Source organism: Mesorhizobium sp. M0088 (assembly GCF_040322895.1).
Classification (GTDB): domain Bacteria; phylum Pseudomonadota; class Alphaproteobacteria; order Rhizobiales; family Rhizobiaceae; genus Mesorhizobium.
In genome coordinates this window covers 90,673-113,407 of record NZ_JAMYUI010000007.1, presented here as the reverse complement: position 1 = coordinate 113,407, position 22,735 = coordinate 90,673, and the positions used below count along the sequence as shown (strand labels likewise).

Genomic DNA, 22,735 nt, shown 5'->3' with positions numbered 1-22,735 from the left:
CCCAACGCTCTTTCCGGCAAGCACCCTCGCCTGCCATTTCCCGCCCCTATATGGGATGGCGGCTCCATACACGAAGCCGATTTCCTATTCTAGACCGGAATTCAAGCGCTGGCGAATGGCCTGGGCCGGCTACGCCGCCTTCTCCACCAGCCGCGCCAACTGGGTCATGACGACCGCCGAGCCCGCCAATCGCTTCTCGGGGGTTGGCCAATCGCGCACGAAGACGACGCTGTGGTCCGGCCGGATCTTGGCCAGCGAGCCCTGCTCGCCGATGAACCGGACGAGCCCGACCGGGTTGGAGAATTCGCGCTTGCGGAAATGGATGACGACGCCCTTCGGCCCGGCGTCGAGCTTCTCGACATTGGCCTTGCGGCAGAGCGCCTTGATGAAGACGATCTTGAGCAGATGCTTGACCTCGTCCGGCAGCGGGCCGAAGCGGTCGATCAGCTCGGCGCCGAAAGCGTCGATTTCCTCGGTGTTTTCGAGATCGCCAAGCCTGCGGTAGAGCGCCAGCCGGAGCTGCAAATCCGGAACATAGCTTTCCGGGATCATCACCGCCGTGCCGACGGCAATCTGCGGCGACCAGCCGCCATCCTGGACCTCGCCGGAATCCTTCACCTCGGCAACGGCTTCCTCCAGCATCTGCTGGTAGAGTTCGAAGCCGACCTCCTTGATGTGGCCGGACTGCTCTTCGCCGAGAAGATTGCCGGCGCCCCTGATATCGAGGTCGTGGCTGGCGAGCTGGAAGCCGGCGCCCAGCGTATCCAGCGATTGCAGCACCTTCAGCCGGCGCTCGGCGGTGTCGGTCAGCTTGCGGTTGGCCGGCAGCGTGAACAGCGCATAGGCGCGCACCTTCGAGCGGCCGACGCGACCGCGTAACTGGTAAAGCTGCGACAGGCCGAACATGTCGGCGCGATGGATGATCAGCGTGTTGGCGGTCGGGATGTCGAGACCGGATTCGACGATGGTCGTCGATAACAGCACGTCGTACTGGCCGTCATAGAAGGCATTCATGATATCGTCGAGTTCGCCCGGCGGCATCTGGCCATGTGCCACCGCCACCTTCAACTCCGGCACGGATTCCTTCAGGAAATCATGGATTTCCGAGAGATCGCTGATGCGCGGCACCACATAGAAGGAATGGCCGCCGCGATATCGCTCGCGCAGCAGCGTCTCGCGGATGACCAGGGGATCGAACGGCGAGATGAAGGTGCGCACCGCCATTCGGTCGACCGGCGGCGTGGCGATCAGCGACAGCTCGCGCACCCCGGTCAACGCCAGTTGCAGCGTGCGCGGGATCGGTGTCGCCGAGAGCGTCAGCACGTGCACGTCGGTCTTCAAATCCTTCAGCCGCTCCTTGTGCTTGACGCCAAAGTGCTGCTCCTCGTCGATGATCAGCAGGCCAAGGTTCTTGAACGAGATCGCGGAACCAAGCAGCGCGTGCGTGCCGATGACGATGTCGACCTGGCCCTCGGCGATGCCTTTCTTGGTCTCGGCCAGTTCCTTGGCGCCGACCAGCCGCGACGCCTGGCCGACACGGATCGGCAGGCCGGAGAAACGCTGCGAAAAGGTCTTGAAATGCTGGCGCGACAACAATGTCGTCGGCACCACGACCGCCACCTGAAAGCCTTCCATCGCCGCGATGAAGGCGGCACGCAGCGCCACTTCGGTCTTGCCGAAGCCGACATCGCCGCAAATCAGCCGGTCCATCGGCTTGCCGGCGGCAAGATCGTCGCGCACCGAATCGATGGCCGTCTGCTGGTCGTCGGTCTCCTCATAGGGGAAGCGGGCCGCGAACTCGCCATAGAGGCCTTCTGCCGGCACCAGTGGCGGTGCGGAGCGCATCTGCCGCTCGGCGGCGATGCGGATCAGCTGCCCGGCCATGTCGAGCAGGCGCTTTTTCAACCGCGCCTTGCGCGACTGCCAGGCGCCGCCGCCAAGCTTGTCCAGCGTCGCCTCGGCCGTGTCAGAACCGTAGCGCGACAGAAGCTCGATGTTTTCCACCGGCAGGAACAGCCGGTCGTCACCGGCATAGTGGATTTCAAGGCAGTCATGCGGTGCGCCGACCGCTTCGATGGTACGCAGGCCGATGAAACGGCCAATGCCATGATCGGCATGGACGACAATGTCGCCGGCCGACAGCGCCGAGGCCTCGGCAATGAAGTCCGAGGGACGCTTCTTGCGTTTCGATCGCCGGATCAGCCGGTCGCCCAAAATGTCCTGTTCGGCGACGACGACCAGTTTTTCGGTCTCGAAGCCGGATTCGAGCGGCAGCACGGCCAGGGCCGCCTGACCGGGTTCGAGCTTTTCGGCTTCCGCCAGCGTCGCCACCTGCTTGAGGTTGCCGAGATGGTGTTCGGCTAGGATCTGGCCAAGCCGGTCGAGCGAGCCTTCGGTCCAGCCGGCGATGACGACGCGGCGGCGCGCCGCGCGCTCATCGGCGATGTGTTTGACGACGACATCGAACACATTGGCGTTCGGATCGGCGCGCTCCTCGACGAAGCTGCGGCCGTGGCGTGAGCCGGCGTGATAGACCTTCTTGGCGCCAACTTCGGGCGCGTCGAATGGCGTGAAGTCGATCGCTTCACGCGGCCCGAGCGAGGCAATCAGGTTTTCCGGGGAGAGATAGAGCAGGTCCGGTGCGACCGGCTTGTAGGGCACGGCGTCCTTCAAGGCACCGTCCGCCTGCTTCTTGCGCGCCTCGTAATGGTCGAGGATCAGCGTGTGGCGTTCGGCCAACGCCTCATGCGCCAGATGGTCGAAGATGACAGGCGTGTCAGGCAGATAGTCGAACACCGTCTCCAGCCGCTCATAGAAAAACGGCAGCCAGTGTTCCATTCCGGCAAACCGCCTGCCTTCGCTGACTGCTGCATAGAGCCCGTCATCGCGCTGTGGAGCGCCAAAAGCTTCGATATAGGAGCGGCGGAAACGGCTGATGGTTTCGGGCGTCAGCGCCACTTCGCTCATCGCCTGCAGCGCCATCGACTTGCGCTGGCCGGTGGTGCGCTGCGTGGCGGCGTCGAACACACGGATCGATTCCAGCGTGTCGCCGAAGAAGTCGAGCCTGAGCGCTTCGGTCCAGCCAGGCGCGAACAGGTCGAGAATGCCGCCGCGCACTGCGAACTCACCGATGCCGCGCACTGTCGGCACGCGCTCGAAACCGGACGTTTCCAGCCGCGACACCAGTACATTCATGTCGATCTGGTTGCCGGGTCTGGCATGAAAGGTCTGTGCCTCGACGAGATCCGCCGGCGGAATGCGTTGCAGCAGCGCATTGGCGGTGGTGAGGATGACGGCGCGGTGCGGCTTCTTCGCCAGAGCGATCATGGCGGTCAGCGCATCGAGGCGCTTGGCGGCAGCATCCGAACCGGGCGAGACGCGGTCGTAGGGCAGACAATCCCACGCCGGTAGTTGCAGCACCGGCAGGCAGGGGGCAGAAAAAGACAGCGCCTCAACGATCGCCGGCAGGCGCTGACCGTCGCGCGCGACGAACAGAACCGGCTTGTCGGGCGCGATCTCAAGTGCCGCCTGCACCAGCGCAAAGGCTTCATAGCCATCGGCGACGCCGTCGACGATGAACTGGCCGGCGCGGCCTTTCGGCAAACCGATGGTGGGAATGAGGCTCATGAAATCACGGTCTTGTTCTATCGCAACTCCGAACGGAAAACCGCTTCGCACTTTTCCTGGAATTGCTTGTGTTCAGGATGTCGTTGTTCAAAATGTCATGGAGTGGCGGAAAGCCAGGATCTTTTGCAGGACGGCACAATCGATATCGGCCGGAACCGGGCGTTCGCCGGTGACCATGGGCAGGAATTCGGTATCGGGAATGTCGAGGAGCCTCTCATATTGGTCGATTTCCTCGGCCGTCAAGGCGCCGATCTCAGCGTCGGCGAAAGTGCCGAGGATCAGGTCCATCTCGCGCATGCCGCGATGCCAGGAGCGAAACAGAAGCTTGCGGCGGTGCACGTCCAGCCCCTCGCTTGATCTCGTCGTTCCGGTCATCGTGCCGCATCCTTGCTTGCTGCGGCGCATATAGCGTGGATAGAAGGGGCTGTCAGCCTTGCGCTGCCGCCATCGCAACATAAGCTGACATCATGCGCCCGACCATCCTCGATCCCTTGTTTGTCCCGATCACGTCGCTTGCAGGCGTCGGACCGAAAGTCGGCGCGCTGATCGAGAAGGTTGTCCCGGCCGATCTGGGTGACCGCCCCGCCCGCGCGGGCGACCTTCTGTTCGTGCTGCCGCACACCGTCATCGACCGGCGCAGCCGCCCGGGCATCGCAGGATCCGCGGAAGGCCAAATCGTGACGCTGGAGGTGCGCATCGACCGCCACCAGCCGCCGCCGCGCGGCAACAGATCGGTGCCTTACCGCGTCTTCGCCCATGACGACACCGGCGAGATCGCGCTGACCTTCTTCCATGCTCACGCTTCCTATCTCGAAAAGGCGATGCCCGAGGGCGAGCATGTCGTGGTCTCGGGCCGCATGGAATGGTTCAATGGCCGCCCGAGCATGGTCCACCCCGACCATATTGCGCTGGCCAGCGAGGCGGAAAACCTGCCGCTGGTCGAACCGGTCTATCCCCTGACAGCCGGGCTCTCGGGCAAGGTGCTGCGCCGGGCGATCGGCCAGGCGCTGGCGCGTGTGCCTGAATTTCCCGAATGGCAGGACGGCGCCTTCATGCGCCGCCACACGTCTCCCTCCTTTGCCGACGCGCTTGCCCGCATCCACAATCCGGCCGACCCGATCGATGTCTCCATCGATGGCGCTGCCTGGCGGCGCCTGGCCTATGACGAGCTGCTGGCGGGCCAGGTCTCGCTGGCGCTGGTGCGGGCAAAAGTCCGCAGGCTGTCCGGGCGTCCCCTGGTCGGCGACGGCCGCATCGTCGAAAAACTGAGGGCTGCACTGCCCTATTCGCTGACATCGAGCCAGGAGTTCGCGCTGGCCGAAATCAATGCCGACCTCGCTGATCCCGAGCGCATGCTGCGGCTTCTGCAGGGCGATGTCGGCTCCGGCAAGACGGTCGTCGCGCTGTTGGCCATGGCACGCGCCGTCGAGGCCGGCGGCCAAGCAGCTTTGATGGCACCGACCGAAATCCTGGCGCGCCAGCATCTGGCGACCATCACGCCGCTTGCCGCCAAGGTCGGGCTGCGCATTGCCATCCTCACCGGCCGCGAAAAGGGCCGCGAACGCGCGGATACGCTGGCCGGCCTGGCAAGCGGCGAGATCGACATCGTGGTCGGCACCCATGCGCTGTTCCAGGAGACGGTCATGTTCCACGACCTGGTTTTCGCCGTGATCGACGAGCAGCACCGTTTCGGCGTCCATCAGCGGCTTGCCATCACCGCCAAGGGCGATGCGCCCGACATGCTGGTGATGACGGCCACTCCCATCCCCCGCACGCTGGTGCTGACCGCTTTCGGCGACATGGACGTGTCGAAACTGACGGAAAAACCGGCCGGCCGCCAGCCGATCCGTACCGTTACACTGCCGCTCGAGCGGCTCGACGAACTGGTCGACCGCATGGTGGACGCCGTCGCCGGCGGCCAGAAGATCTACTGGATCTGTCCGCTGGTCGAGGAATCCGAAGAAATCAAGCTGATGTCGGCCGAGGACCGCTTCGCCTCGCTGAAACCATTGTTCGGCGACCGTATCGGGCTCGTTCACGGCCGCATGAAGGGTGCCGAGAAGGACGAGGCGATGCGTGCCTTCAAGCAGGGCGAGACACGCATCCTGATCGCCACCACCGTCATCGAGGTCGGCGTCGACGTGCCGGACGCCACCGTCATGGTCATCGAGCACGCCGAGCGCTTTGGCCTGGCCCAGCTGCACCAACTGCGCGGCCGGGTCGGGCGTGGCGACAAGCCCTCCTCCTGCGTGCTGCTCTACAAGGACCCGCTCGGCGAGACCGCAAAACGCCGGCTGTCGGTAATGCGCGAGACCGAGGACGGGTTCCTGATCGCCGAGGAAGACCTGAAGCTGCGCGGCGAAGGCGAATTGCTGGGCACCCGCCAGTCCGGCACGCCGGGTTTCCAGGTGGCGCGCATCGAGGCGCATGCCGACCTTCTGGAGGCCGCCCGCGACGATGCCAGGCTGATCCTGTCGCGCGACCCGGAGCTGCAATCGCAGCGTGGCGAGGCGTTGCGCCTGCTGCTTTATTTGTTCGGTCGCGACGAGGCCGTGCGGCTCCTGCGCGCCGGCTGAGCCAGGGCGGCAACCGACGGGTTGGCGAGCATCCCTTCGATCGGCTCGCCATTCACGACAACCATTTGCTTGACCTCGGGCGCCACCAGCCCGGCCGACACAATCAGCTTGGCGCCGTCCTCAATCGTCATGTCGAGCAGCACGATGTCCGACTTCGGCACATACATCAGGAATCCGGTGGTCGGGTTTGGCGTGCACGGCATGAACACGGCAATCAGCGGATCGCCTTCCTGGTCGAGCTTCTGGTTGATCTCGGTTTCCTTCTCGCTGGCGACGAACACCAGCGACCACACACCCTTGCGCGGATATTCGACCAGTCCGACCTGGCGGAACATGTCGCCCTTGTTGGACAGCACGGTCTCGAAAATCTGTTTCAGCGAGCCATAGATGCCGCGCACCAACGGCATGCGGCCGAGCAGGCGCTCGCCGAAATTGACGATGGCGCGGCCGACGATGTTGGCCGTCAGGAAGCCGATCAGCGTGATCAGGATGAGCGCCACGATCAGCCCGAATCCCGGCACAGGAAACGACAAATAGGTGTCAGGGCTGTAGCGGGCCGGAATATAGGGTTTCACCCAGGAATCGACCCAACCGATGAATGACCAGGCGATGTAGGCGGTGATCGCCAGCGGCGCGCAGACGATGAAGCCCGTGAGGAAGTAGTTCCTCAGCCGGGTCACGCCGGAAGTCTTGGGAGCGTCGGACATGATTCACCGGAGGCGCGGGTTGCAGCGCAACATTAGTGAACCGCCGTCCAGTTTGGAACTGCGAAGTTTTTAAAGAGCCGATTATGCCGCTACTTTCAGCGGCTCAATCTTCTCGAGCTCCGGCGCCAGCTTTCTGGCTTCGGTTTCAAGCTCATAGGCCTGTTGAAAATTCATCCAGAATTCGGGCGTGGTGTTGAAAAATCTGGCGAGGCGAAGAGCCGTATCGGGAGTCAGGCCGATCTCTTCCTTGGCAATGCGTTCGATACGGGTGCGTGGAAGGTTGAGTTTTTTCGCCAGCGCGCCTGCACTCATGCCGAGCGGGACGAGATATTCTTCACGCAGGAATTCTCCAGGATGAACTGGACGTGCGAACTTGAGCATAGTTCAGGGTCCTCAAGGGTTCAGGGCAAGTGCCCGCTCAATGGTAATCGACGATCTCCACGTCTTCAGCGCCAGCAGCGGTCCATTTGAAGCAGATGCGCCACTGGTCGTTGATGCGAATTGAATGCTGTCCGGCTCGGCTCCTTTCAGGGCTTCAAGATGATTTCCGGGCGGCGATCGAAGGTCATTCAGTTGGGCAGCGTTGGCAATTGCTCGAAGGCGACGTTCGCCACGGGCAACCAAATCCGGCGGAAAGCCTTTTGGCGCCTTCCCTTCGGCAACCGCTTCGACCGCCTTGCCTTTGAACGAAACGATCAATACGCGCCCTCTCAACGTATCATACACTGATACAGAGAGGCACGCAAGGAAAAGTATCATCGGACGATACAGAATTGCCACCGGGTTGATCGGTGGCAAATGGAGATTTGCCGACGGCTACTCCACCGTCACCGATTTCGCCAGATTGCGCGGCTGGTCGACGTCGGTGCCCATGAAGACGGCGGTAAAATAGGCCAGCATCTGGATCGGCAGCGCGTAGATGATCGGCGAGATGATTTCCGGCACGTCCGGCAGGATGATCGTCTCCATCGTCTTGACGCTCGTCAGCGCCGCACCCTTGCTGTCGGTGATCAGGATGATCTTGCCGCCGCGCGCCGCGACTTCCTGCATGTTCGAAACGGTCTTTTCGAAAATGTGGTCGTGCGGCGCAATGACGATGACCGGCATGTTCTCATCGATCAGCGCGATCGGTCCATGCTTCAGCTCGCCGGCCGCATAGCCCTCGGCGTGGATATAGGAGATTTCCTTGAGTTTCAGCGCGCCTTCCATGGCCAGCGGAAAGTTGGTGTCGCGGCCGAGATAGAGCACGTCCTTGTAGCGTGAGAGTTCACGCGCGATCCGTTCGATCTGCTCTTCAAGCTTGAGCACCTGATTGGCATAGCGCGGCGCTTCCGATAGCGCGCGCACCAGGGTCTTCTCTTGTTCTTTCGAGATTGTCCCGCGCGCCACGCCGGCCCGCACGGCAAGCGATGCCAGCACGGACAGCTGGCAGGTGAACGCCTTGGTCGAGGCAACGCCGATCTCCGGCCCGGCGAGCGTCGGCAGCACGACATCGGATTCGCGCGCCATGGTCGATTCGCGCACATTGACGATCGCGCCGATCTTCATGCCGGCCTTGCGGCAATAACGCAGCGAGGCCAGCGTGTCGGCAGTCTCACCGGACTGCGAAATGAAGAACGCCGCGTCGTTCTTCGACAATGGCATTTCGCGGTAACGGAATTCGGAGGCGACATCGATGTCGACGGGCAGGCGCGCGTAGCGCTCGAACCAGTATTTGCCGATAAGGCCGGCAAGATAGGCGGTACCGCAGGCCGAAATCGCCAGCCGGTCGATTTTGGCGAAATCGAAAGGCAGGTCGAGCGGCTTGGAGACGCCGCCGACAAAATCCAGATAATTCGCCAAGGTATGCGAGATCACTTCGGGCTGCTCATGGATCTCCTTCTCCATGAAATGGCGGCGATTGCCCTTATCGACCATGAAGCTCGTCGACAGCGACTGCTGGCGCTTGCGGTCGACCTTTGTGCCGTCGATGTCGAAGATGGTGACGCCGTCGCGGCGCACCACCGCCCAGTCGCCATCTTCGAGATAGGTGATCGAATTGGTGAACGGTGCGAGCGCGATGGCGTCGGAGCCCAAGAACATCTCGCCATCGCCATGGCCGACAGCCAAAGGCGGACCGTTGCGCGCGCCGACGATCAGGTCCTCGTCGCCCTTGAACATGATGGCCAGCGCGAAAGCGCCTTCCAGCCGCTTCAGCGCCTGGTGCGCAGCCTCGACCGGCTTCAGCCCTTTGGCGAGTTCGCGCGCCACCAGATGGGCGACGACCTCGGTGTCGGTCTGCGAGGAGAAAGAATAGCCGTCGCGGATCAGTTCTTCGCGCAATTCGGCGAAATTCTCGATGATGCCGTTATGGACGATGGCGACACCGTCGGAAAAATGCGGATGCGCATTGGTCTCGTTGGGCACGCCGTGTGTCGCCCAGCGCGTGTGACCGATGCCGATCGTACCGTCGAGCGGCTCGTCCTTGAGCCGGCGCTCGAGGTTGATCAGCTTGCCTTCGGCGCGGCGGCGAGCAAGCTGGCCGTGCTCGATGGTGGCGACGCCGGCCGAGTCATAGCCGCGATATTCCAACCGCTTCAGCGCATCGACAATGAGCGGCGCAACCTGCGAGTGGCCGACGATTCCAACGATACCGCACATGCAGACAGCCCCCGATTCCCCGTGGAAAACCAGCGCTATTTAGGGATGGCCGGCCTGCCGCGAAAGTCACATTGCATTTCGTCCCGTGTAACGGAACGCTCATTCTTGTCGATGCACCATGACAGACCGCTCTTGCAATCCGGTTACTGCAATCGTTCGGTTTTTTGCGGGCTGGTCTTACTTTTTCTTCGCAGCCGCGGCCGAAGCAAAGCGTTCGCGCAATTCCTTGCCCTTGCCCGGGATCGTCTTTTGGCGAGCACGGCCGAAGGCCAGCGCATCGTCGGGCACGCTTTCCGTGATCACGCTGCCCGAGGCAATGTAGCCGCCCTTGCCGATGGTGACAGGCGCCACCAGCGACGAATTGGAGCCAATGAACGCGCCCTCGCCGATGTCCGTGAAGAATTTCGAATAGCCGTCATAATTGCAGGTGATGGTGCCGGCGCCGATATTGGCGCCTGCGCCGACGCGGGCATCGCCGATATAGGTCAAATGGTTGACCTTGGCGCCCTCTTCGATAACCGCCTGCTTGACCTCGCAGAAATTGCCAACCTTGGCCTTGTCCCGGAGATCAGCACCCGGCCGCAGCCGCGCGTATGGCCCGACATCGCAATTGGACGCAATGGTGGCGCCTTCGATGTGGCTGAACGCATGTATCTTGGCGCCCGTCGCAATCTTCACGCCCGGACCGAACCAGACATTGGGCTCGACGATCGTGTCAGTGCCGATCTCGGTGTCGTGCGAGAAATACACCGTCTCCGGCGCGATCAGCGTCACGCCCGACAGCATCGCTTCATGCCGCCGGCGCGCCTGCCATATGCCCTCGGCCTGCGCCAGTTCGGCGCGGTTGTTGATGCCGAGCGCGCTTTCGAAGCTGGCTTCGGTGGCGACGACATCGAGGCCTCGCGCGCTGGCGATCTCGACAATGTCGGTGAGATAATACTCGCCTTTGGCGTTGTTGTTGCCTACCTGATCGAGCAGTTTCAGCGCGTGATCACCGGCCACCGCCATCATGCCGGCATTGCAGAAGGCTATTTTCCTCTCCTCCTCGGAGCAGTCCTTCTCTTCGCGGATGGCGATCAGCTTGCCGTCCTTTTCGATCAGCCTGCCATATCCGGTCGGGCTGGGCGGGCGGAAGCCGATCACGACGACGGCGGCGCCCTCGGCCAGCTTCAGCCGCGCCACGGTCAGCGCATCGGCGTCGATCAGCGGCGTGTCGCCAAACATCACCAGGATATCGTCATAACCCTTAGATATCGCATCGCGTGCGGCCAGCACGGCGTGCGCGGTGCCAAGGCGCTTTTCCTGCACGAAAGTCTCGGCCTTCGGCGCGAATTTCGCCGCCGCCTTGCGCATCTCTTCCGCGCCATGACCGATCACCAGCGCCTGGCTGCCCGCGCCGGCAGCTTCGGCCGCCCTCACCACATGGGCGACCATCGGCAGGCCGGCAATCTGGTGCAGCACCTTCGGCAGCACGCTCTTCATGCGCGTGCCTTCGCCGGCGGCGAGAATGACGGACAGGCAGGATCTCTGGCTCATGGAAGGGACAACCATATGAAAAGGGTTGGGAATCAAAGCATGCTAGCAGTGGCGCCTTGCTTCACCAATGCGGTTAAATTTCGGTGAGATGGCGGAGCAGCTGACTCTTAATCAGCGGGTCTTAAAACGGAATTCGGCAGTCAGCACACCTACAACAGGCCGTGTTTCCTGAATTCCGCCTGCTCGTCACCTGATATCCAGCCAAACACCTTCAGCTTGCCGTCACGCTTTTCGACGAGATAGTTGACCGCAAAGTCGATGGTCACGGGACTCCCATCCTTGCGTTCATAGTCACCGGCCCAGTTTACCTCAGCCACGCAATGGTCCTGGTCGACAGGTGTCACAGAGACCTCCTTGCAGGTCATCCTCTTGCTGCCGAGGGCACGATAGGCCTCAAAACCCTTTGTCATGATGGCCTTCAACTGCTCGCCATTCTCGCCAACCATGACCGCTGCCGGCGTCACCGAGACAAAACCGGCCGAATACATGTCCGCGACGTCGTTGAGATCGACGGTGTCGGCGATCGCGTCATTGTAGATTTTCTCATAGACCTTGAAGAATTTTCGCACATCCGCCTTGGCTACCATTCTCGCCTCCCGGCTCGAAAAAGTGTTGATCAACGGTACTGCAAATGCGGGCTGCCGTGCATCGTTCCGCCGACGCGACCTACCCCAGCCGCCCCAGCACCGGGAAATTTTCCAGCAACCAGTAAGACACGGTCTGCACGCCACCGGTGAGGAAAAACACGCCGGCGACCACCAGCAGCGCGCCTATTGCTTTTTCGACCCGGCCGAGATGAACGCGGAATTTGCCGAGGAAGCGCATGAAGGCGCCGGAAAACAGCGCTGCGATCAGGAACGGGATACCCAGCCCGAGCGAATAGGCGGCGAGCAGCAGCGCGCCCTCGCCCACCGTTTCGCGGCCGCCCGCCAGCGTCAGGATCGGTCCCAGCACCGGGCCGATACAGGGCGTCCAGCCGAAAGCGAAGGCCAGCCCCATGACATAGGCCGCGACCGCGCTTGCCGGCTTGCCCTGCGACTGGAACCGCGCCTCGCGCGACAAAAGCGGAATGCGCAGGATGCCGAGGAAATTCAGGCCCATGAGGATGATCAGCACGCCGGCGCCCATCGCCAGCGGCTCCTGCCAGATACGCAGCAGCCGGCCGATGGTCGAAGCGCCCGCGCCAAGCGCGACAAAGACGGTCGAGAAGCCGAGCACGAAGGCAATCGAGGAATAAAGCAGCGCGCCGCGTGCGCCTTCACGCGCTGTCGCACCCGCATTGCCACGGAAATCATCGACCGAGACGCCAGCCATATAGCAGAGATAGGGCGGCACCAGCGGCAGCACGCAAGGCGACAGGAACGAGATCGCTCCCGCCCCGACCGCGCTGACATAGCCGATGTCCAATGCCATTTCCAGGAACTCCAATGCCGTGCCGCCGATATAACGACGCGCAGCCTTGTCCACCAATCACCATTGTGTTGGCAAGATCATGCTTGCCCGGAAGAACTGAGAGGGAAGAAACGGCAGCCCCTGGGCGTTGACACAGGGAGGCCGCGATTTCCCGCGCGTTTCCAGATACCAGTCAGGGAGATTTCCATGAAAACCATAACCGCAGGACTGGCAGCGCTTCTGCTCAGCACCGCCGCATCCTTCGCCGCCGACGCGTGGAAGGAAGCCGAGGTCAATGGCACCAAGATCTACACCGATGCCAACGGCATGACGCTTTATACCTATGACAAGGATGAGAAGGGCAAGACCAATTGCTACGACAAATGCGCCACGAACTGGCCGCCGCTGAAGGCCGAAGCCGGCGTCAAGGCGGACGACGAATGGAGCGTCGTCGACCGCACCGACGGCACCAAGATGTGGGCCTATGACGGCAAGCCGGTCTACACCTTCATCAAGGACAAGAAGCCAGGCGATGTGACCGGCGACGGCGTCGGCGAGGTCTGGCATATCGTCAAGGCCGACTAAGCACACCAATCCCGCCTGCTGGCGGGACAAGGGCTGGTCGCCGGGCATCTCCATGCAGCCGGCGGCCAGCATCGACCAGCCTGTTTTAATGTCGCCCGTTCCTGTTCGGGCAGCATTTCAGCGACTCGGCGGAAAAATGAATCGGGTTGTTTCCGCTGACTCAGGACCACCATCTCCCTTTCCCGAAATTCTGTGATTTTCTCCATACACTCTAAGAGTGTATTGCTGCGGACAGCCCCGCAATTTGGGCGCTTCCCCTTGACCGGATGCAAAAGCGCGGCCATGTGAGCGACAAATAGAACGAGATTTCGTCGCGCGCAGCGGAATTCTTCTGCCGCACCACAGCTGATATGAGACCTCATGGACGTCGTCGTCGTCGAATCGCCGGCCAAGGCGAAGACAATCAACAAATACCTCGGCAAGAACTATAAGGTTCTGGCCTCGTTTGGCCATGTCCGCGATTTGCCGGCCAAGGATGGCTCGGTGCGTCCCGACGAGGATTTCGCCATGTCCTGGGCGGTAGACACCGCCTCGGGCAAGCGGCTTGCCGACATCGCCAAGGCGGTCAAGGATGCCGACGGCCTGATCCTCGCCACCGATCCGGATCGCGAGGGTGAAGCCATTTCCTGGCACGTGCTGGAAGTGCTGAAGCAGAAGCGCGCACTGAAGGACAAGCCGGTCAGCCGCGTCGTCTTCAACGCCATCACCAAGTCGTCGGTTCTGGAAGCGATGGCCAATCCGCGCCAGATCGATGCGCCGCTGGTCGATGCCTATCTCGCCCGCCGGGCGCTGGATTATCTCGTCGGCTTCACGCTGTCGCCTGTGCTGTGGCGCAAGCTGCCGGGCGCCCGCTCGGCCGGCCGCGTCCAGTCGGTTGCGCTGCGTCTGGTGTGCGATCGCGAATCCGAGATCGAGCGCTTCATCCGTGAGGAATACTGGCAGATCGCTGCTCTGCTGGGCACGCCGCGCAACGAGAATTTCGAAGCCCGGCTGACCGCCTTCGACCGCAAGAGACTGCAAAAGCTCGACATTTCCAACAAGGCGCAGGCCGACGACATCAAGTCGATGCTTGAGGGCGCGATCTTCAAGGCGGTGTCGGTCGAAGCCAAGCCGACCAAGCGCAATCCCGGCCCGCCCTTCACCACCTCGACATTGCAGCAGGCCGCATCATCGGGCCTCGGCTTCTCGGCCAGCCGCACCATGCAAGTGGCGCAGCGTCTCTATGAAGGCATGGAGATCGGCGGCGAGACCACCGGTCTCATCACCTATATGCGAACCGACGGCGTGCAGATGGCGCCGGAGGCGATCGATGCCGCGCGCGACGCCATCGCCAAGGAATTCGGCGCAAAATATCTGCCGGAAAAGCCGCGCCAATATACCGCCAAGGCCAAGAATGCCCAGGAAGCGCACGAAGCGATCCGCCCGACGGATTTCATGCGCACCCCGGCATCGGTCAGGCAATATCTCGATTCCGACCAGATGCGGCTTTATGAGCTGATCTGGAAGCGCGCCATCGCCAGCCAGATGCAGCCGGCCGAGATCGAGCGCACCACCGCCGAGATCGAGGCTGTCAATGGATCGCGCACCGCTGAGTTGCGTGCCATCGGTTCGGTCGTTCGCTTCGACGGCTTCATCGCCGCCTACACCGACCAGAAGGACGACGATGCGGAAGACGAGGAAAATCGTCGCCTGCCCGAGATCCGCGCCGGCGAGCAGCTAGCGCGTCAGGCGATTAACGCCACCCAGCACACCACCGAGCCGCCGCCGCGCTATTCCGAAGCCTCGCTGATCAAGAAACTGGAAGAGCTCGGCATCGGCCGGCCTTCTACCTATACGGCGATCCTGAAGACGCTCGAGGACCGCGACTATGTCACCATCGACAAGCGCCGGCTGGTGCCGCAGGCCAAGGGCCGGCTGCTGTCGGCCTTTCTTGAAAGCTTCTTCAAGCGTTATGTCGAATACGACTTCACCGCGTCCCTCGAGGAAAAGCTCGACGAGATTTCCGACGGCAAGCTCGCCTGGAAGGACGTGCTGCGCGATTTCTGGAAGGATTTTTCCGGCGCCGTCGCCGACATCAAGGAACTGCGCGTCACCGACGTGCTCGACGCGCTCAATGAGGAACTGGCGCCGCTGGTGTTCCCGACGCGGGAGGACGGCTCCAATCCGCGCATCTGCCCGAAATGCGGCACCGGCAATCTGTCGCTGAAGCTCGGCAAGTTCGGCGCCTTTGTCGGCTGCTCGAACTATCCGGAATGCTCCTTCACCCGCCAGCTCGGCGATGCCGCCAATCCCAATGGCGAAAATGGCGGCGGCGAGGACGGCACCAAGGTCATCGGCAAGGACCCCTACACGTCAGAGGAAATCACGCTGCGCAGCGGTCGCTTCGGCCCCTATCTGCAGCGTGGCGACGGCAAGGAGGCCAAGCGCTCCAGCCTGCCCAAGGGCTGGACGGCAGAGTCGATCGATCACGAGAAGGCGCTGGCGCTGCTGTCGCTGCCGCGCGATGTCGGCCAGCATCCGGAAACCGCCAAGATGATCTCAGCCGGGCTCGGCCGCTACGGCCCGTTCGTGCTGCATGACGGCACCTATGCCAATCTTGAAAGCATCGAGGACGTGTTCTCGATCGGCCTCAACCGCGCCGTCTCGGTGATCGCCGAGAAGCAGTTGAAGGGCAAGGGCGGCCGCAATGGCGGTACTGCCGCGGCGCTGAAGGAGCTTGGCGACCATCCCGATGGCGGCGGCAAGATCGTCGTGCGCGACGGCAAATACGGGCCTTACGTGAATTTCGGCAAGGTCAATGCTACGCTGCCCAAGGGCAAGGATCCGCAGTCGGTGACGATCGAGGATGCGCTGGCGTTGATTGCCGAGAAGGAAGCCAAGGGCGGCGGCGGCAAGAAGCCGTTCCGAAAGGCAGCCGCGGCCAAAGCCCCGGCGACCAAGAAAGCGGCAGCCAAGAAGCCGGCTGCGAAGAAGCCGGCCGCGAAGAAAAAAGGATAGGACAGCGTGGCGCGCAAGATCACCGGCAGAACCCACGGCGATCCGCGCACCGCCGACACCAGGGCCAAGGTCAAGGACGACTACCGGCCCTCGCGTGACGAAATCCTGCGCTACATCGCCGAAAATCCCGATCGCGCCGGCAAACGCGACATCGCGAAAGCTTTCGCACTGCGCGGCGACGATCGCATCTGGCTGAAGGATATTTTGCGCGACCTGCAGGACGAAGGTTTGCTGACCAAGGAGCGCAAGGGGCTGGCTCGCGTCGGTGCCCTGCCCCATGTCACGGTCCTCGATATTTTTGACCGTGATGCCGATGGCGTGCTCTTGGCGCGTCCTACCGAACACACGGCCAATGGACCGCCGCCCATCGTTTCCATCCGCCTGTCGCGCAGTGGCAGTGGACCGGCGCCCGGCATTGGCGACCGCGTGCTGGCCAAGACCTTTCCGGCCGACGACACGAACGTCGCTCTGGGCGGCCCCGCCTACACCGGGCGGGTGGTGAAGATTTTCGAAAAACGTACCGATGCCGTGCTCGGTGTCTTTCGCATCTTGCAGGACGGCACCTTCCGCATCGAGCCGGTGGAACGGCGCCAGCCCGAACTGATCGTCGACAAGGAATTCCAGAACGGCGCCAAGAACGGTGACCTGGTGGAGGTCGAGCCGGCGCGGGCTTCCCGCTATGGGCTGCCGAGGGCCAAGGTGCTCAACGTGCTGGGCTCTCTGACCAGCGAAAAGGCGGTCTCTATGATCGCCATCCACGCGCACGACATTCCGCATATCTTCCCGGCCGACGTCATCGCAGAATCCGAAGCGGTCAAACCGGCGACGTTGGATCACCGCGAGGATTGGCGCGACCTGCCGTTGATCACCATCGATCCGGCCGACGCCAAGGACCATGACGACGCCGTCTTCGCCACGCCGGATCTCGACGAGAAGAACCCCGGCGGCGTGGTTGCCACTGTCGCAATCGCCGACGTCGCCGCCTATGTGCGCTACGGCACGGCGCTCGACCGCGAAGCATTGAAGCGCGGCAATTCGGTCTATTTCCCGGATCGCGTCGTGCCGATGCTGCCCGAGCGCATCTCCAACGATCTCTGCTCGCTGCGGGAGGGCCAGGACCGTCCGGCGCTCGCCGTGCGCATGGTTTTTTCAGCCGAGGGCCGCAAGCTCAGGCACTCCTTCCATCGCGTCATGATGAAGTCGGCGGCAAAGCTCGCCTACCAACAGGCTCAGGCGGCAATCGACGGCGCGCCGGACGACAAGACAGGTCCGATCCTCAAAACCGTGCTGAAGCCACTGTGGGACGCCTATGCGATCCTCAAGCGCGGCCGCGACGGCCGCCAGCCGCTCGAACTCGACCTGCCGGAGCGCAAGATCGTGCTCAAGGCGGACGGCACCGTCGATCGCGTCATCGTGCCGGACCGGCTCGATGCCCATAAGCTCATCGAAGAATTCATGATCCAGGCCAATGTCGCGGCGGCCGAAACGCTCGAGGCGAAGAAACAGGAACTGGTCTATCGCGTCCATGACGCGCCATCACTGGCCAAACAGGAATCGCTGCGCGAGTTCCTGCAGACATTGGGCCTGTCACTCGCGCGCGGCGCGCAGATGCAGCCAAGCCAGTTCAACGGCATTTTGGAGCGCGTGCGCGGCGCCGACAATGAAGGCCTGGTCAACGAAGTGGTTCTGCGCTCGCAGAGCCAAGCCGAATACTCGCCAAAGAACATCGGCCATTTCGGTCTCAACCTCCGCCGCTACGCGCATTTCACCTCGCCGATCCGCCGCTATGCCGATTTGATCGTGCATCGCGGACTTATTGCCGCACTCGGATTGGGTCCGGGCGGGCTGACGCAGGACGAAGCGGCACGGCTCGAAGATGTCGCCGTGCTGATTTCCGGCACGGAACGCCGCGCAATGGCGGCCGAGCGGGACACGGTCGACCGTCTGATCGCCAGCTATCTCGCCGAACGCGTCGACGACCGGTTCGATGCCCGCATCTCCGGCGTCACCAAGTCAGGACTATTTGTCCAATTGCCGCAGTACGGCGCGGATGGTTTCATCCCGGTGTCAACTCTGGGCGGCGATTACTATATATACGATGAAACGGCCCGCTCCCTGTTCGGAGAACGCTCGGGCAAAGGTTATCAGCTCGCGGACCGCGTCGAGGTCCGTCTCATCGAGGTGGCGCCGATGGCCGGGGCGATGCGCTTCGAGATGTTGACCGACCCGAAGCCTCTGCCGGGCTCCAAGCGGTCGTTTCACAAGGCCAAGGGCCGCGCTCGCGCGTCGCAATCGCGACCGGGTTCGCGCGGCAGGAGACGATGATGACAACAGCCATGGAAGAACAGGTTTTCGGCGGAGAACATCACTCGGGCCGGACCCCGCGCCCGCTGTGGACGGCGATGAAGCGCGGCCTGCTCGGCCGCTGCCCGCATTGCGGCGAAGGCAAGCTGTTTCGCGCTTTCACCAAGACCGTCGACACATGCAGTGTCTGCGGCGAGGAATTGCATCACCACCGGGCCGACGACCTGCCCGCCTATCTGGTCATCGTCATCGTCGGCCATGTCGTGCTGGGCGCCTTCATGGGCGTTGAGGCCACGTCGACGCTGTCCACATGGCAGCACATCGCCATCTGGGTTCCGCTGACCATCCTTTTGTCGGTTGCGTTGCTGCAGCCGATCAAGGGTGCCGTCATCGGACTGCAATGGGCCTTCTATATGCACGGCTTCGGCGGCGAGCACGACGTGATCGAGCCGCATCCCGGAGCCTAGGCCGCAGCCAAGAATGCTGCCTGGCGCAACATACCGACCGTGAAAGGCCACTTTCGCTTGCCAGAAGTTTCCGCTAGGTCCTGCGCATGGACGGTATGACCAAGGCGGAAGTCGACAGGATCGAGCGGAGCATGATCGCTCATAGCGACCGACCAATTCGCCCGCGCGACGCGGCAACCCTCATCCTGCTCGACCGCAAGGACGATGACGTGCTGGTTCTGATGGGTCGCCGTCATGCAGGCCACGCCTTCATGCCGGGCAAGTTCGTCTTTCCCGGTGGCCGCACCGATCCGGCCGACAGCCGCATACCGGTCGTCGCCGCATTGCACCCGGAGCAGGAAGCCAGGCTGATCGCCGGACCGGGCCGCACAAGCGCCGCACGAGCCCGCGCCATCGCCCTGTCCGCCATCCGCGAAACCTATGAGGAAGCCGGGCTGCTGATCGGCCGCAAGGGTGCTTTCGCAACCCCCAGGCCCGATTGGCAAGGCTTTGCCGAACACGGCGTGCAACCCTCTCTCGACATGCTGCGCTTCGTTGCGCGCGCCATCACGCCGCCCAACCGGGTGCGCCGCTTCGACACCCGCTTTTTCAGCGCCTGGCGTGACGACGTCGCCGTCGAACTGCCCGGTGGCGGTCCCACCAACGAGCTCGAAGAGCTGGTCTGGCTGCCGCTCGCCAAGGCCAGGGAAGCCGACATCACCCGAATGATCCTGGACGAGCTGGAAAAGCGCCTCGCCCATGATCCACTGTTGCGTCCAGGCGGACCCGTGCCCTTCTACCGGCTTGTCCGCAGCCGCTTCACCCGCGAACTTCTCTAGAGCAATTCCAGGAAAAGTGTGACGCGGTTTTCCCGGGAAAAGCGCTCAGCACTTTCCTTAGATCAAACAGGCAGAGTATTCAGCATCCCATGACGGTCGATACCCAACCACAGGGCGACGAACGCGTACACTGGCTGCCGATGGTGGCGGCGATCTCGTCGATCAGCGTCGTCGGCATCGCCATCGGCCTCGGCATGCCGCTGCTCAGCGTCATCCTTGAAACGCGCGGCCATTCGGCTTCGATGATCGGCCTCAACACCGCCGTTGCCGGCCTCGCCTCGATCGCCGGTGCGCCGCTGGCTACTCCGCTCGCCATGCGGTTCGGCGTTGCCTGGACCATGATCGCCATGATCGCCGCCGGCGCGCTGGCCTTTGTCGGCTTTCATTTCGCACCCGATTTCTGGATGTGGTTTCCACTGCGCATCGTGCTGCACATCGCGCTGACGGTGCTGTTCATCCTGTCCGAATTCTGGATCAGCACCTCGGCGCCGCCGCACCGACGCGGCCTTGTGCTGGGCATTTACGCCACTGTCCTGTCGCTCGGCTTTGCCGCCGGACCGTGGCTGTTCGCCCATCTCGGCAGTTCCGGCTTCAGGCCGTTCGGCGTCATCATCGCCTTGGTGACGCTGGCGGCGATACCCGTGCTGGCAGCACGCAACGAGAGCCCCTCGATCGCCTCGGATGGCGAAACCAGCAATTTCCTGCGCTACATCTGGCTGGTGCCGTCGGCGACCGCAGCCGTGCTGGTGTTCGGCGCGGTGGAAACCGGCGGCTTTGCGCTCTTCCCGATCTATGGTAGCCGCATCGGCTATTCCGAGGCCGATGCGGCCCTTCTGCTGACCATGATCGGCCTCGGCAATGTGTTGTTGCAGATCCCGATCGGCATGATCAGCGACCGCGTCAGCGATCGCCGCTACCTGCTGATTGCCTGCGCCACGGTCGGTCTTATCGGCACCGTCTTCATGCCCTTCTTCGCCCAGAATTGGCATTTGATGGCCGCGCTTCTGTTCGTCTGGGGCGGCGTCGTCGCTGCCATGTACACGATCGGCCTTGCCCATCTCGGCTCGCAGCTTTCCGGCCATGAACTGGCGTCGGCCAACGCCGCCTTCGTGCTGTGCTACGGTGTCGGCATGGTGCTCGGCCCGCAGGCGATCGGCATCGGCATGGATGCGTTCGGCCCGTCCGGCTTCGGCTGGTCGCTCGGCCTGTTCTTCGCCGCCTATATCGCTTTGGTCGCCGTCAGGTTGGTTCGCAAGATCCTGCTGTAGCGCAACTGCCGCCAGCCCTGCATTTGGCGCGCACGGTGGCAGGCTGCTGACAGAACCGTGTCAGGAGCACAGGGCTAAAAGAGTGTCCCAAAACACTTGAGGACACTTCCATGATCGACAGCGGCTTTGAAACCACATCGCTACGAATGACACTGCTTCTGCTCGTGACCTTCCAGGCTCCGGCCGCCGACGTCGACCGCATCATGGATGCTGTGGTGGCGATTGCGCCGCTGGCCATGGGCAAATATGACCGCAATGCCTATCAGTCGGCGCACGGCATCGAACGCTACAGGCCGCTTGACGGTGCGGCCGCCGGTGCCGAAACCGAATTGCGGCGGCGGCCCGGCACGGTCGAGGTTTCCTTCGAACTGCCGGACGATCAGGTGCTGGCCGCCCGCGTCGTCGAGGCGATTTTCCAGGCCCATTCCTACCAGGAACCGGTGATCCGCATTCAACCGATTCTCGCCAGCCGTTCCAAGGGACTGGACGACCGCGCCAATCCGAATCGCTGGTGGAACACGACCGGAGACTGGAAGAAGGTTGCGTCACCGGCGACAGAAACCGCATGATTTCCGTTCACCAGCAGGCTCAGGCGGGTCGCACCAGGCTTGCCGGGCTTGACTTTCCGGGCGCGTTCTTTATGTGTCGCGCCAAGTTTCCCGCGTCCGGGTGTTTCCCCGTGCTCCAGCGGCCAAAACCCCACGAACAAACGGACTGATATCATGGCCAAAGCCGCAAACATCAAGATCAAGCTTCTGTCGACCGCCGACACCGGTTTCTTCTACGTGACCAGCAAGAACAGCCGCACCAAGACCGACAAGCTGTCGTTCCGCAAGTACGACCCGGTCGCCAAGAAGCACGTCGAATTCAAGGAAACCAAGATCAAGTAATCTGGTTTCCCGCTGCAATGCCGAAACGCCGCCCAATGGGCGGCGTTTTTCGTTTGTAGCCAGTTGATTTCGTTGCACGTGAGCAGAGACTGCAGCCAAAAGGATTGACCCTTCGCCAAGGTTGCGGCACCCTTCGCCGTGGGTTGGGTGTCATGAACAAGGCGCCTATGGATGTCGAAGAAGGTGAAAGCTGCAATCATTGCAGCCCTTGTCGCTCTGGTTGCTGGCTTCGCCGTCAGCAACGGGCTGATAAGCCAGCAGACGGCCGATGAGATCAAGGCCAGGACTGACCAGGTTCTGAGTGAGGAAGAGGCCGCACCGCCTGCACCTCAGCCTGACAGTCCCGCCGCGCCTTCCACGGAACCCCCACCGCAGGCTCCGACCCCTCCCGCCGCCGCACCCCCGCAAGGATCACAACAGGGTCAATGAAGGAGCCCCGCCAGTATTGGCTCCTCTCGTGCGATCGTGCCACCTTGAGTGTATCGTTTTAATACAATCGGCGATTGGTAGACTTGCACCACGGATAGGCAGTTAGTTTCAGCGTCAGGCAAAAAGGGGGGAAATGCCTCGCACTGGGAGAAAACGATGTCCGTACAAAAAGGCGACTTTCGAACCAACAGAGCCGACTACGTGATTGCCGCGATGCATGGCGGAGTGACCGCCGACGACAGCGTTCGAGACGAGAACCTGGCAAGGAGAAAGAAGTCCCTGTGGCTGAAGGAGCGGCGATCGGCCAAGTCGGCTGAGAACCCGTTGGACAGTTCGCCGCTGTCCAAAAGAAGCCCTCGCGGTTAGCGGTCTACAATCCTCTTCCGCGATCACACCATATCCGCACACAACCCACTCGCCCATATTGCAGGCGCCGCCGTCGGTGTGACTAACTCCGACGGCGGCCCAATTCGTGGCGAAACGACCTCCGTTCTTTTGA

At 62.6% G+C, this 22,735-nt stretch carries 18 protein-coding genes and 1 pseudogene; 10 read left to right on the top strand and 9 right to left on the bottom strand.

The window, feature by feature from the left end; translation table 11 throughout:
• Positions 1-129: 129 nt before the first annotated feature.
• Together mfd and NKJ67_RS10590 are read right to left on the bottom strand one after the other, a co-directional pair.
• Complete coding sequence (gene mfd, locus NKJ67_RS10595; RefSeq protein ID WP_352581295.1) at positions 130-3,627, bottom strand: transcription-repair coupling factor; 3,498 nt, start codon at positions 3,625-3,627, stop codon at positions 130-132.
• An 87-nt stretch (positions 3,628-3,714) separates the two neighbouring features.
• The gene (locus NKJ67_RS10590) at positions 3,715-4,002 is read right to left on the bottom strand and encodes a succinate dehydrogenase assembly factor 2 (protein ID WP_127810537.1); all 288 of its coding nucleotides are present in this window, start codon (positions 4,000-4,002) and stop codon (positions 3,715-3,717) included.
• Positions 4,003-4,094: 92 nt separating this feature from the next.
• Between NKJ67_RS10590 and recG the strand changes: the two genes are divergently transcribed.
• The gene (recG, locus tag NKJ67_RS10585) at positions 4,095-6,203 is read left to right on the top strand and encodes an ATP-dependent DNA helicase RecG (RefSeq protein ID WP_352581294.1); all 2,109 of its coding nucleotides are present in this window, start codon (positions 4,095-4,097) and stop codon (positions 6,201-6,203) included.
• Here recG and NKJ67_RS10580 read toward each other — a convergent pair.
• From NKJ67_RS10580 to NKJ67_RS10550, 7 genes and pseudogenes are all read right to left on the bottom strand, one after another.
• Positions 6,155-6,910 carry a DUF502 domain-containing protein gene (locus NKJ67_RS10580; protein WP_027036784.1) on the bottom strand — a complete coding sequence of 252 codons (756 nt, stop codon included), beginning with the start codon at positions 6,908-6,910 and terminating at the stop codon, positions 6,155-6,157. The genes recG and NKJ67_RS10580 overlap by 49 nt on opposite strands.
• Before the next feature lie 81 nt (positions 6,911-6,991).
• Positions 6,992-7,291 carry a HigA family addiction module antitoxin gene (locus tag NKJ67_RS10575; protein ID WP_352581293.1) on the bottom strand — a complete coding sequence of 100 codons (300 nt, stop codon included), beginning with the start codon at positions 7,289-7,291 and terminating at the stop codon, positions 6,992-6,994.
• Positions 7,292-7,328: 37 nt separating this feature from the next.
• Positions 7,329-7,609 (bottom strand): annotated as a pseudogene (locus tag NKJ67_RS10570) (type II toxin-antitoxin system RelE/ParE family toxin).
• Positions 7,610-7,726: 117 nt separating this feature from the next.
• Positions 7,727-9,550, bottom strand: coding sequence for a glutamine--fructose-6-phosphate transaminase (isomerizing) (gene glmS, locus NKJ67_RS10565; protein ID WP_352581292.1), 1,824 nt, complete (start codon positions 9,548-9,550; stop codon positions 7,727-7,729).
• A 177-nt stretch (positions 9,551-9,727) separates the two neighbouring features.
• Complete coding sequence (glmU, locus tag NKJ67_RS10560; protein ID WP_352581290.1) at positions 9,728-11,086, bottom strand: bifunctional UDP-N-acetylglucosamine diphosphorylase/glucosamine-1-phosphate N-acetyltransferase GlmU; 1,359 nt, start codon at positions 11,084-11,086, stop codon at positions 9,728-9,730.
• Positions 11,087-11,235: 149 nt separating this feature from the next.
• A complete protein-coding gene (locus NKJ67_RS10555) occupies positions 11,236-11,673 on the bottom strand; it encodes a DUF6841 family protein (RefSeq protein WP_128364238.1) in 438 nt (145 codons plus the stop codon).
• Between the two features lie 79 nt (positions 11,674-11,752).
• Positions 11,753-12,499, bottom strand: coding sequence for a cytochrome c biogenesis CcdA family protein (locus NKJ67_RS10550; protein WP_127379876.1), 747 nt, complete (start codon positions 12,497-12,499; stop codon positions 11,753-11,755).
• A 186-nt stretch (positions 12,500-12,685) separates the two neighbouring features.
• Between NKJ67_RS10550 and NKJ67_RS10545 the strand changes: the two genes are divergently transcribed.
• From NKJ67_RS10545 to NKJ67_RS10505, 9 genes are all read left to right on the top strand, one after another.
• Positions 12,686-13,063, top strand: a complete 378-nt coding sequence (locus NKJ67_RS10545; RefSeq protein ID WP_352581287.1) for a COG4315 family predicted lipoprotein — start codon at positions 12,686-12,688, stop codon at positions 13,061-13,063.
• A gap of 360 nt (positions 13,064-13,423) precedes the next feature.
• Positions 13,424-16,060: a type I DNA topoisomerase gene (gene topA / locus NKJ67_RS10540; protein ID WP_352581285.1), complete on the top strand. Its 2,637-nt coding sequence runs from the start codon at positions 13,424-13,426 to the stop codon at positions 16,058-16,060.
• A gap of 6 nt (positions 16,061-16,066) precedes the next feature.
• Positions 16,067-18,385, top strand: a complete 2,319-nt coding sequence (gene rnr, locus NKJ67_RS10535; protein ID WP_352581284.1) for a ribonuclease R — start codon at positions 16,067-16,069, stop codon at positions 18,383-18,385.
• A gap of 11 nt (positions 18,386-18,396) precedes the next feature.
• Positions 18,397-18,831: a DUF983 domain-containing protein gene (locus NKJ67_RS10530; RefSeq protein ID WP_352581363.1), complete on the top strand. Its 435-nt coding sequence runs from the start codon at positions 18,397-18,399 to the stop codon at positions 18,829-18,831.
• Between the two features lie 86 nt (positions 18,832-18,917).
• The gene (locus tag NKJ67_RS10525) at positions 18,918-19,649 is read left to right on the top strand and encodes an NUDIX hydrolase (protein WP_352581283.1); all 732 of its coding nucleotides are present in this window, start codon (positions 18,918-18,920) and stop codon (positions 19,647-19,649) included.
• Between the two features lie 89 nt (positions 19,650-19,738).
• On the top strand, positions 19,739-20,917 hold the full coding sequence (locus NKJ67_RS10520; protein WP_023810543.1) for an MFS transporter: 1,179 nt from the start codon (positions 19,739-19,741) through the stop codon (positions 20,915-20,917).
• Positions 20,918-21,027: 110 nt separating this feature from the next.
• Positions 21,028-21,486, top strand: a complete 459-nt coding sequence (locus NKJ67_RS10515; RefSeq protein ID WP_127271458.1) for a YqfO family protein — start codon at positions 21,028-21,030, stop codon at positions 21,484-21,486.
• A gap of 153 nt (positions 21,487-21,639) precedes the next feature.
• Positions 21,640-21,807, top strand: coding sequence for a 50S ribosomal protein L33 (rpmG, locus tag NKJ67_RS10510; RefSeq protein ID WP_006201775.1), 168 nt, complete (start codon positions 21,640-21,642; stop codon positions 21,805-21,807).
• A 585-nt stretch (positions 21,808-22,392) separates the two neighbouring features.
• A complete protein-coding gene (locus tag NKJ67_RS10505; RefSeq protein WP_127271560.1) occupies positions 22,393-22,602 on the top strand; it encodes a hypothetical protein in 210 nt (69 codons plus the stop codon).
• Positions 22,603-22,735 lie beyond the last annotated feature (133 nt).

What these genes read in the sequence shown, in the direction of transcription:
- NKJ67_RS10580 (WP_027036784.1), bottom strand. Translation starts at nt 6,910, where the DNA reads ATGTCCGACGCTCCCAAGACTTCCGGCGTGACCCGGCTGAGGAACTAC.
- NKJ67_RS10590 (WP_127810537.1), bottom strand. Translation starts at nt 4,002, where the DNA reads ATGACCGGAACGACGAGATCAAGCGAGGGGCTGGACGTGCACCGCCGC.
- rpmG (WP_006201775.1), top strand. Translation starts at nt 21,640, where the DNA reads ATGGCCAAAGCCGCAAACATCAAGATCAAGCTTCTGTCGACCGCCGAC.
- recG (WP_352581294.1), top strand. Translation starts at nt 4,095, where the DNA reads ATGCGCCCGACCATCCTCGATCCCTTGTTTGTCCCGATCACGTCGCTT.
- NKJ67_RS10520 (WP_023810543.1), top strand. Translation starts at nt 19,739, where the DNA reads ATGACGGTCGATACCCAACCACAGGGCGACGAACGCGTACACTGGCTG.
- NKJ67_RS10545 (WP_352581287.1), top strand. Translation starts at nt 12,686, where the DNA reads ATGAAAACCATAACCGCAGGACTGGCAGCGCTTCTGCTCAGCACCGCC.
- mfd (WP_352581295.1), bottom strand. Translation starts at nt 3,627, where the DNA reads ATGAGCCTCATTCCCACCATCGGTTTGCCGAAAGGCCGCGCCGGCCAG.
- NKJ67_RS10530 (WP_352581363.1), top strand. Translation starts at nt 18,397, where the DNA reads ATGGAAGAACAGGTTTTCGGCGGAGAACATCACTCGGGCCGGACCCCG.
- NKJ67_RS10525 (WP_352581283.1), top strand. Translation starts at nt 18,918, where the DNA reads ATGGACGGTATGACCAAGGCGGAAGTCGACAGGATCGAGCGGAGCATG.
- NKJ67_RS10515 (WP_127271458.1), top strand. Translation starts at nt 21,028, where the DNA reads ATGATCGACAGCGGCTTTGAAACCACATCGCTACGAATGACACTGCTT.
- glmS (WP_352581292.1), bottom strand. Translation starts at nt 9,550, where the DNA reads ATGTGCGGTATCGTTGGAATCGTCGGCCACTCGCAGGTTGCGCCGCTC.
- NKJ67_RS10505 (WP_127271560.1), top strand. Translation starts at nt 22,393, where the DNA reads ATGTCCGTACAAAAAGGCGACTTTCGAACCAACAGAGCCGACTACGTG.
- topA (WP_352581285.1), top strand. Translation starts at nt 13,424, where the DNA reads ATGGACGTCGTCGTCGTCGAATCGCCGGCCAAGGCGAAGACAATCAAC.
- NKJ67_RS10555 (WP_128364238.1), bottom strand. Translation starts at nt 11,673, where the DNA reads ATGGTAGCCAAGGCGGATGTGCGAAAATTCTTCAAGGTCTATGAGAAA.
- glmU (WP_352581290.1), bottom strand. Translation starts at nt 11,086, where the DNA reads ATGAGCCAGAGATCCTGCCTGTCCGTCATTCTCGCCGCCGGCGAAGGC.
- NKJ67_RS10550 (WP_127379876.1), bottom strand. Translation starts at nt 12,499, where the DNA reads ATGGCATTGGACATCGGCTATGTCAGCGCGGTCGGGGCGGGAGCGATC.
- NKJ67_RS10575 (WP_352581293.1), bottom strand. Translation starts at nt 7,291, where the DNA reads ATGCTCAAGTTCGCACGTCCAGTTCATCCTGGAGAATTCCTGCGTGAA.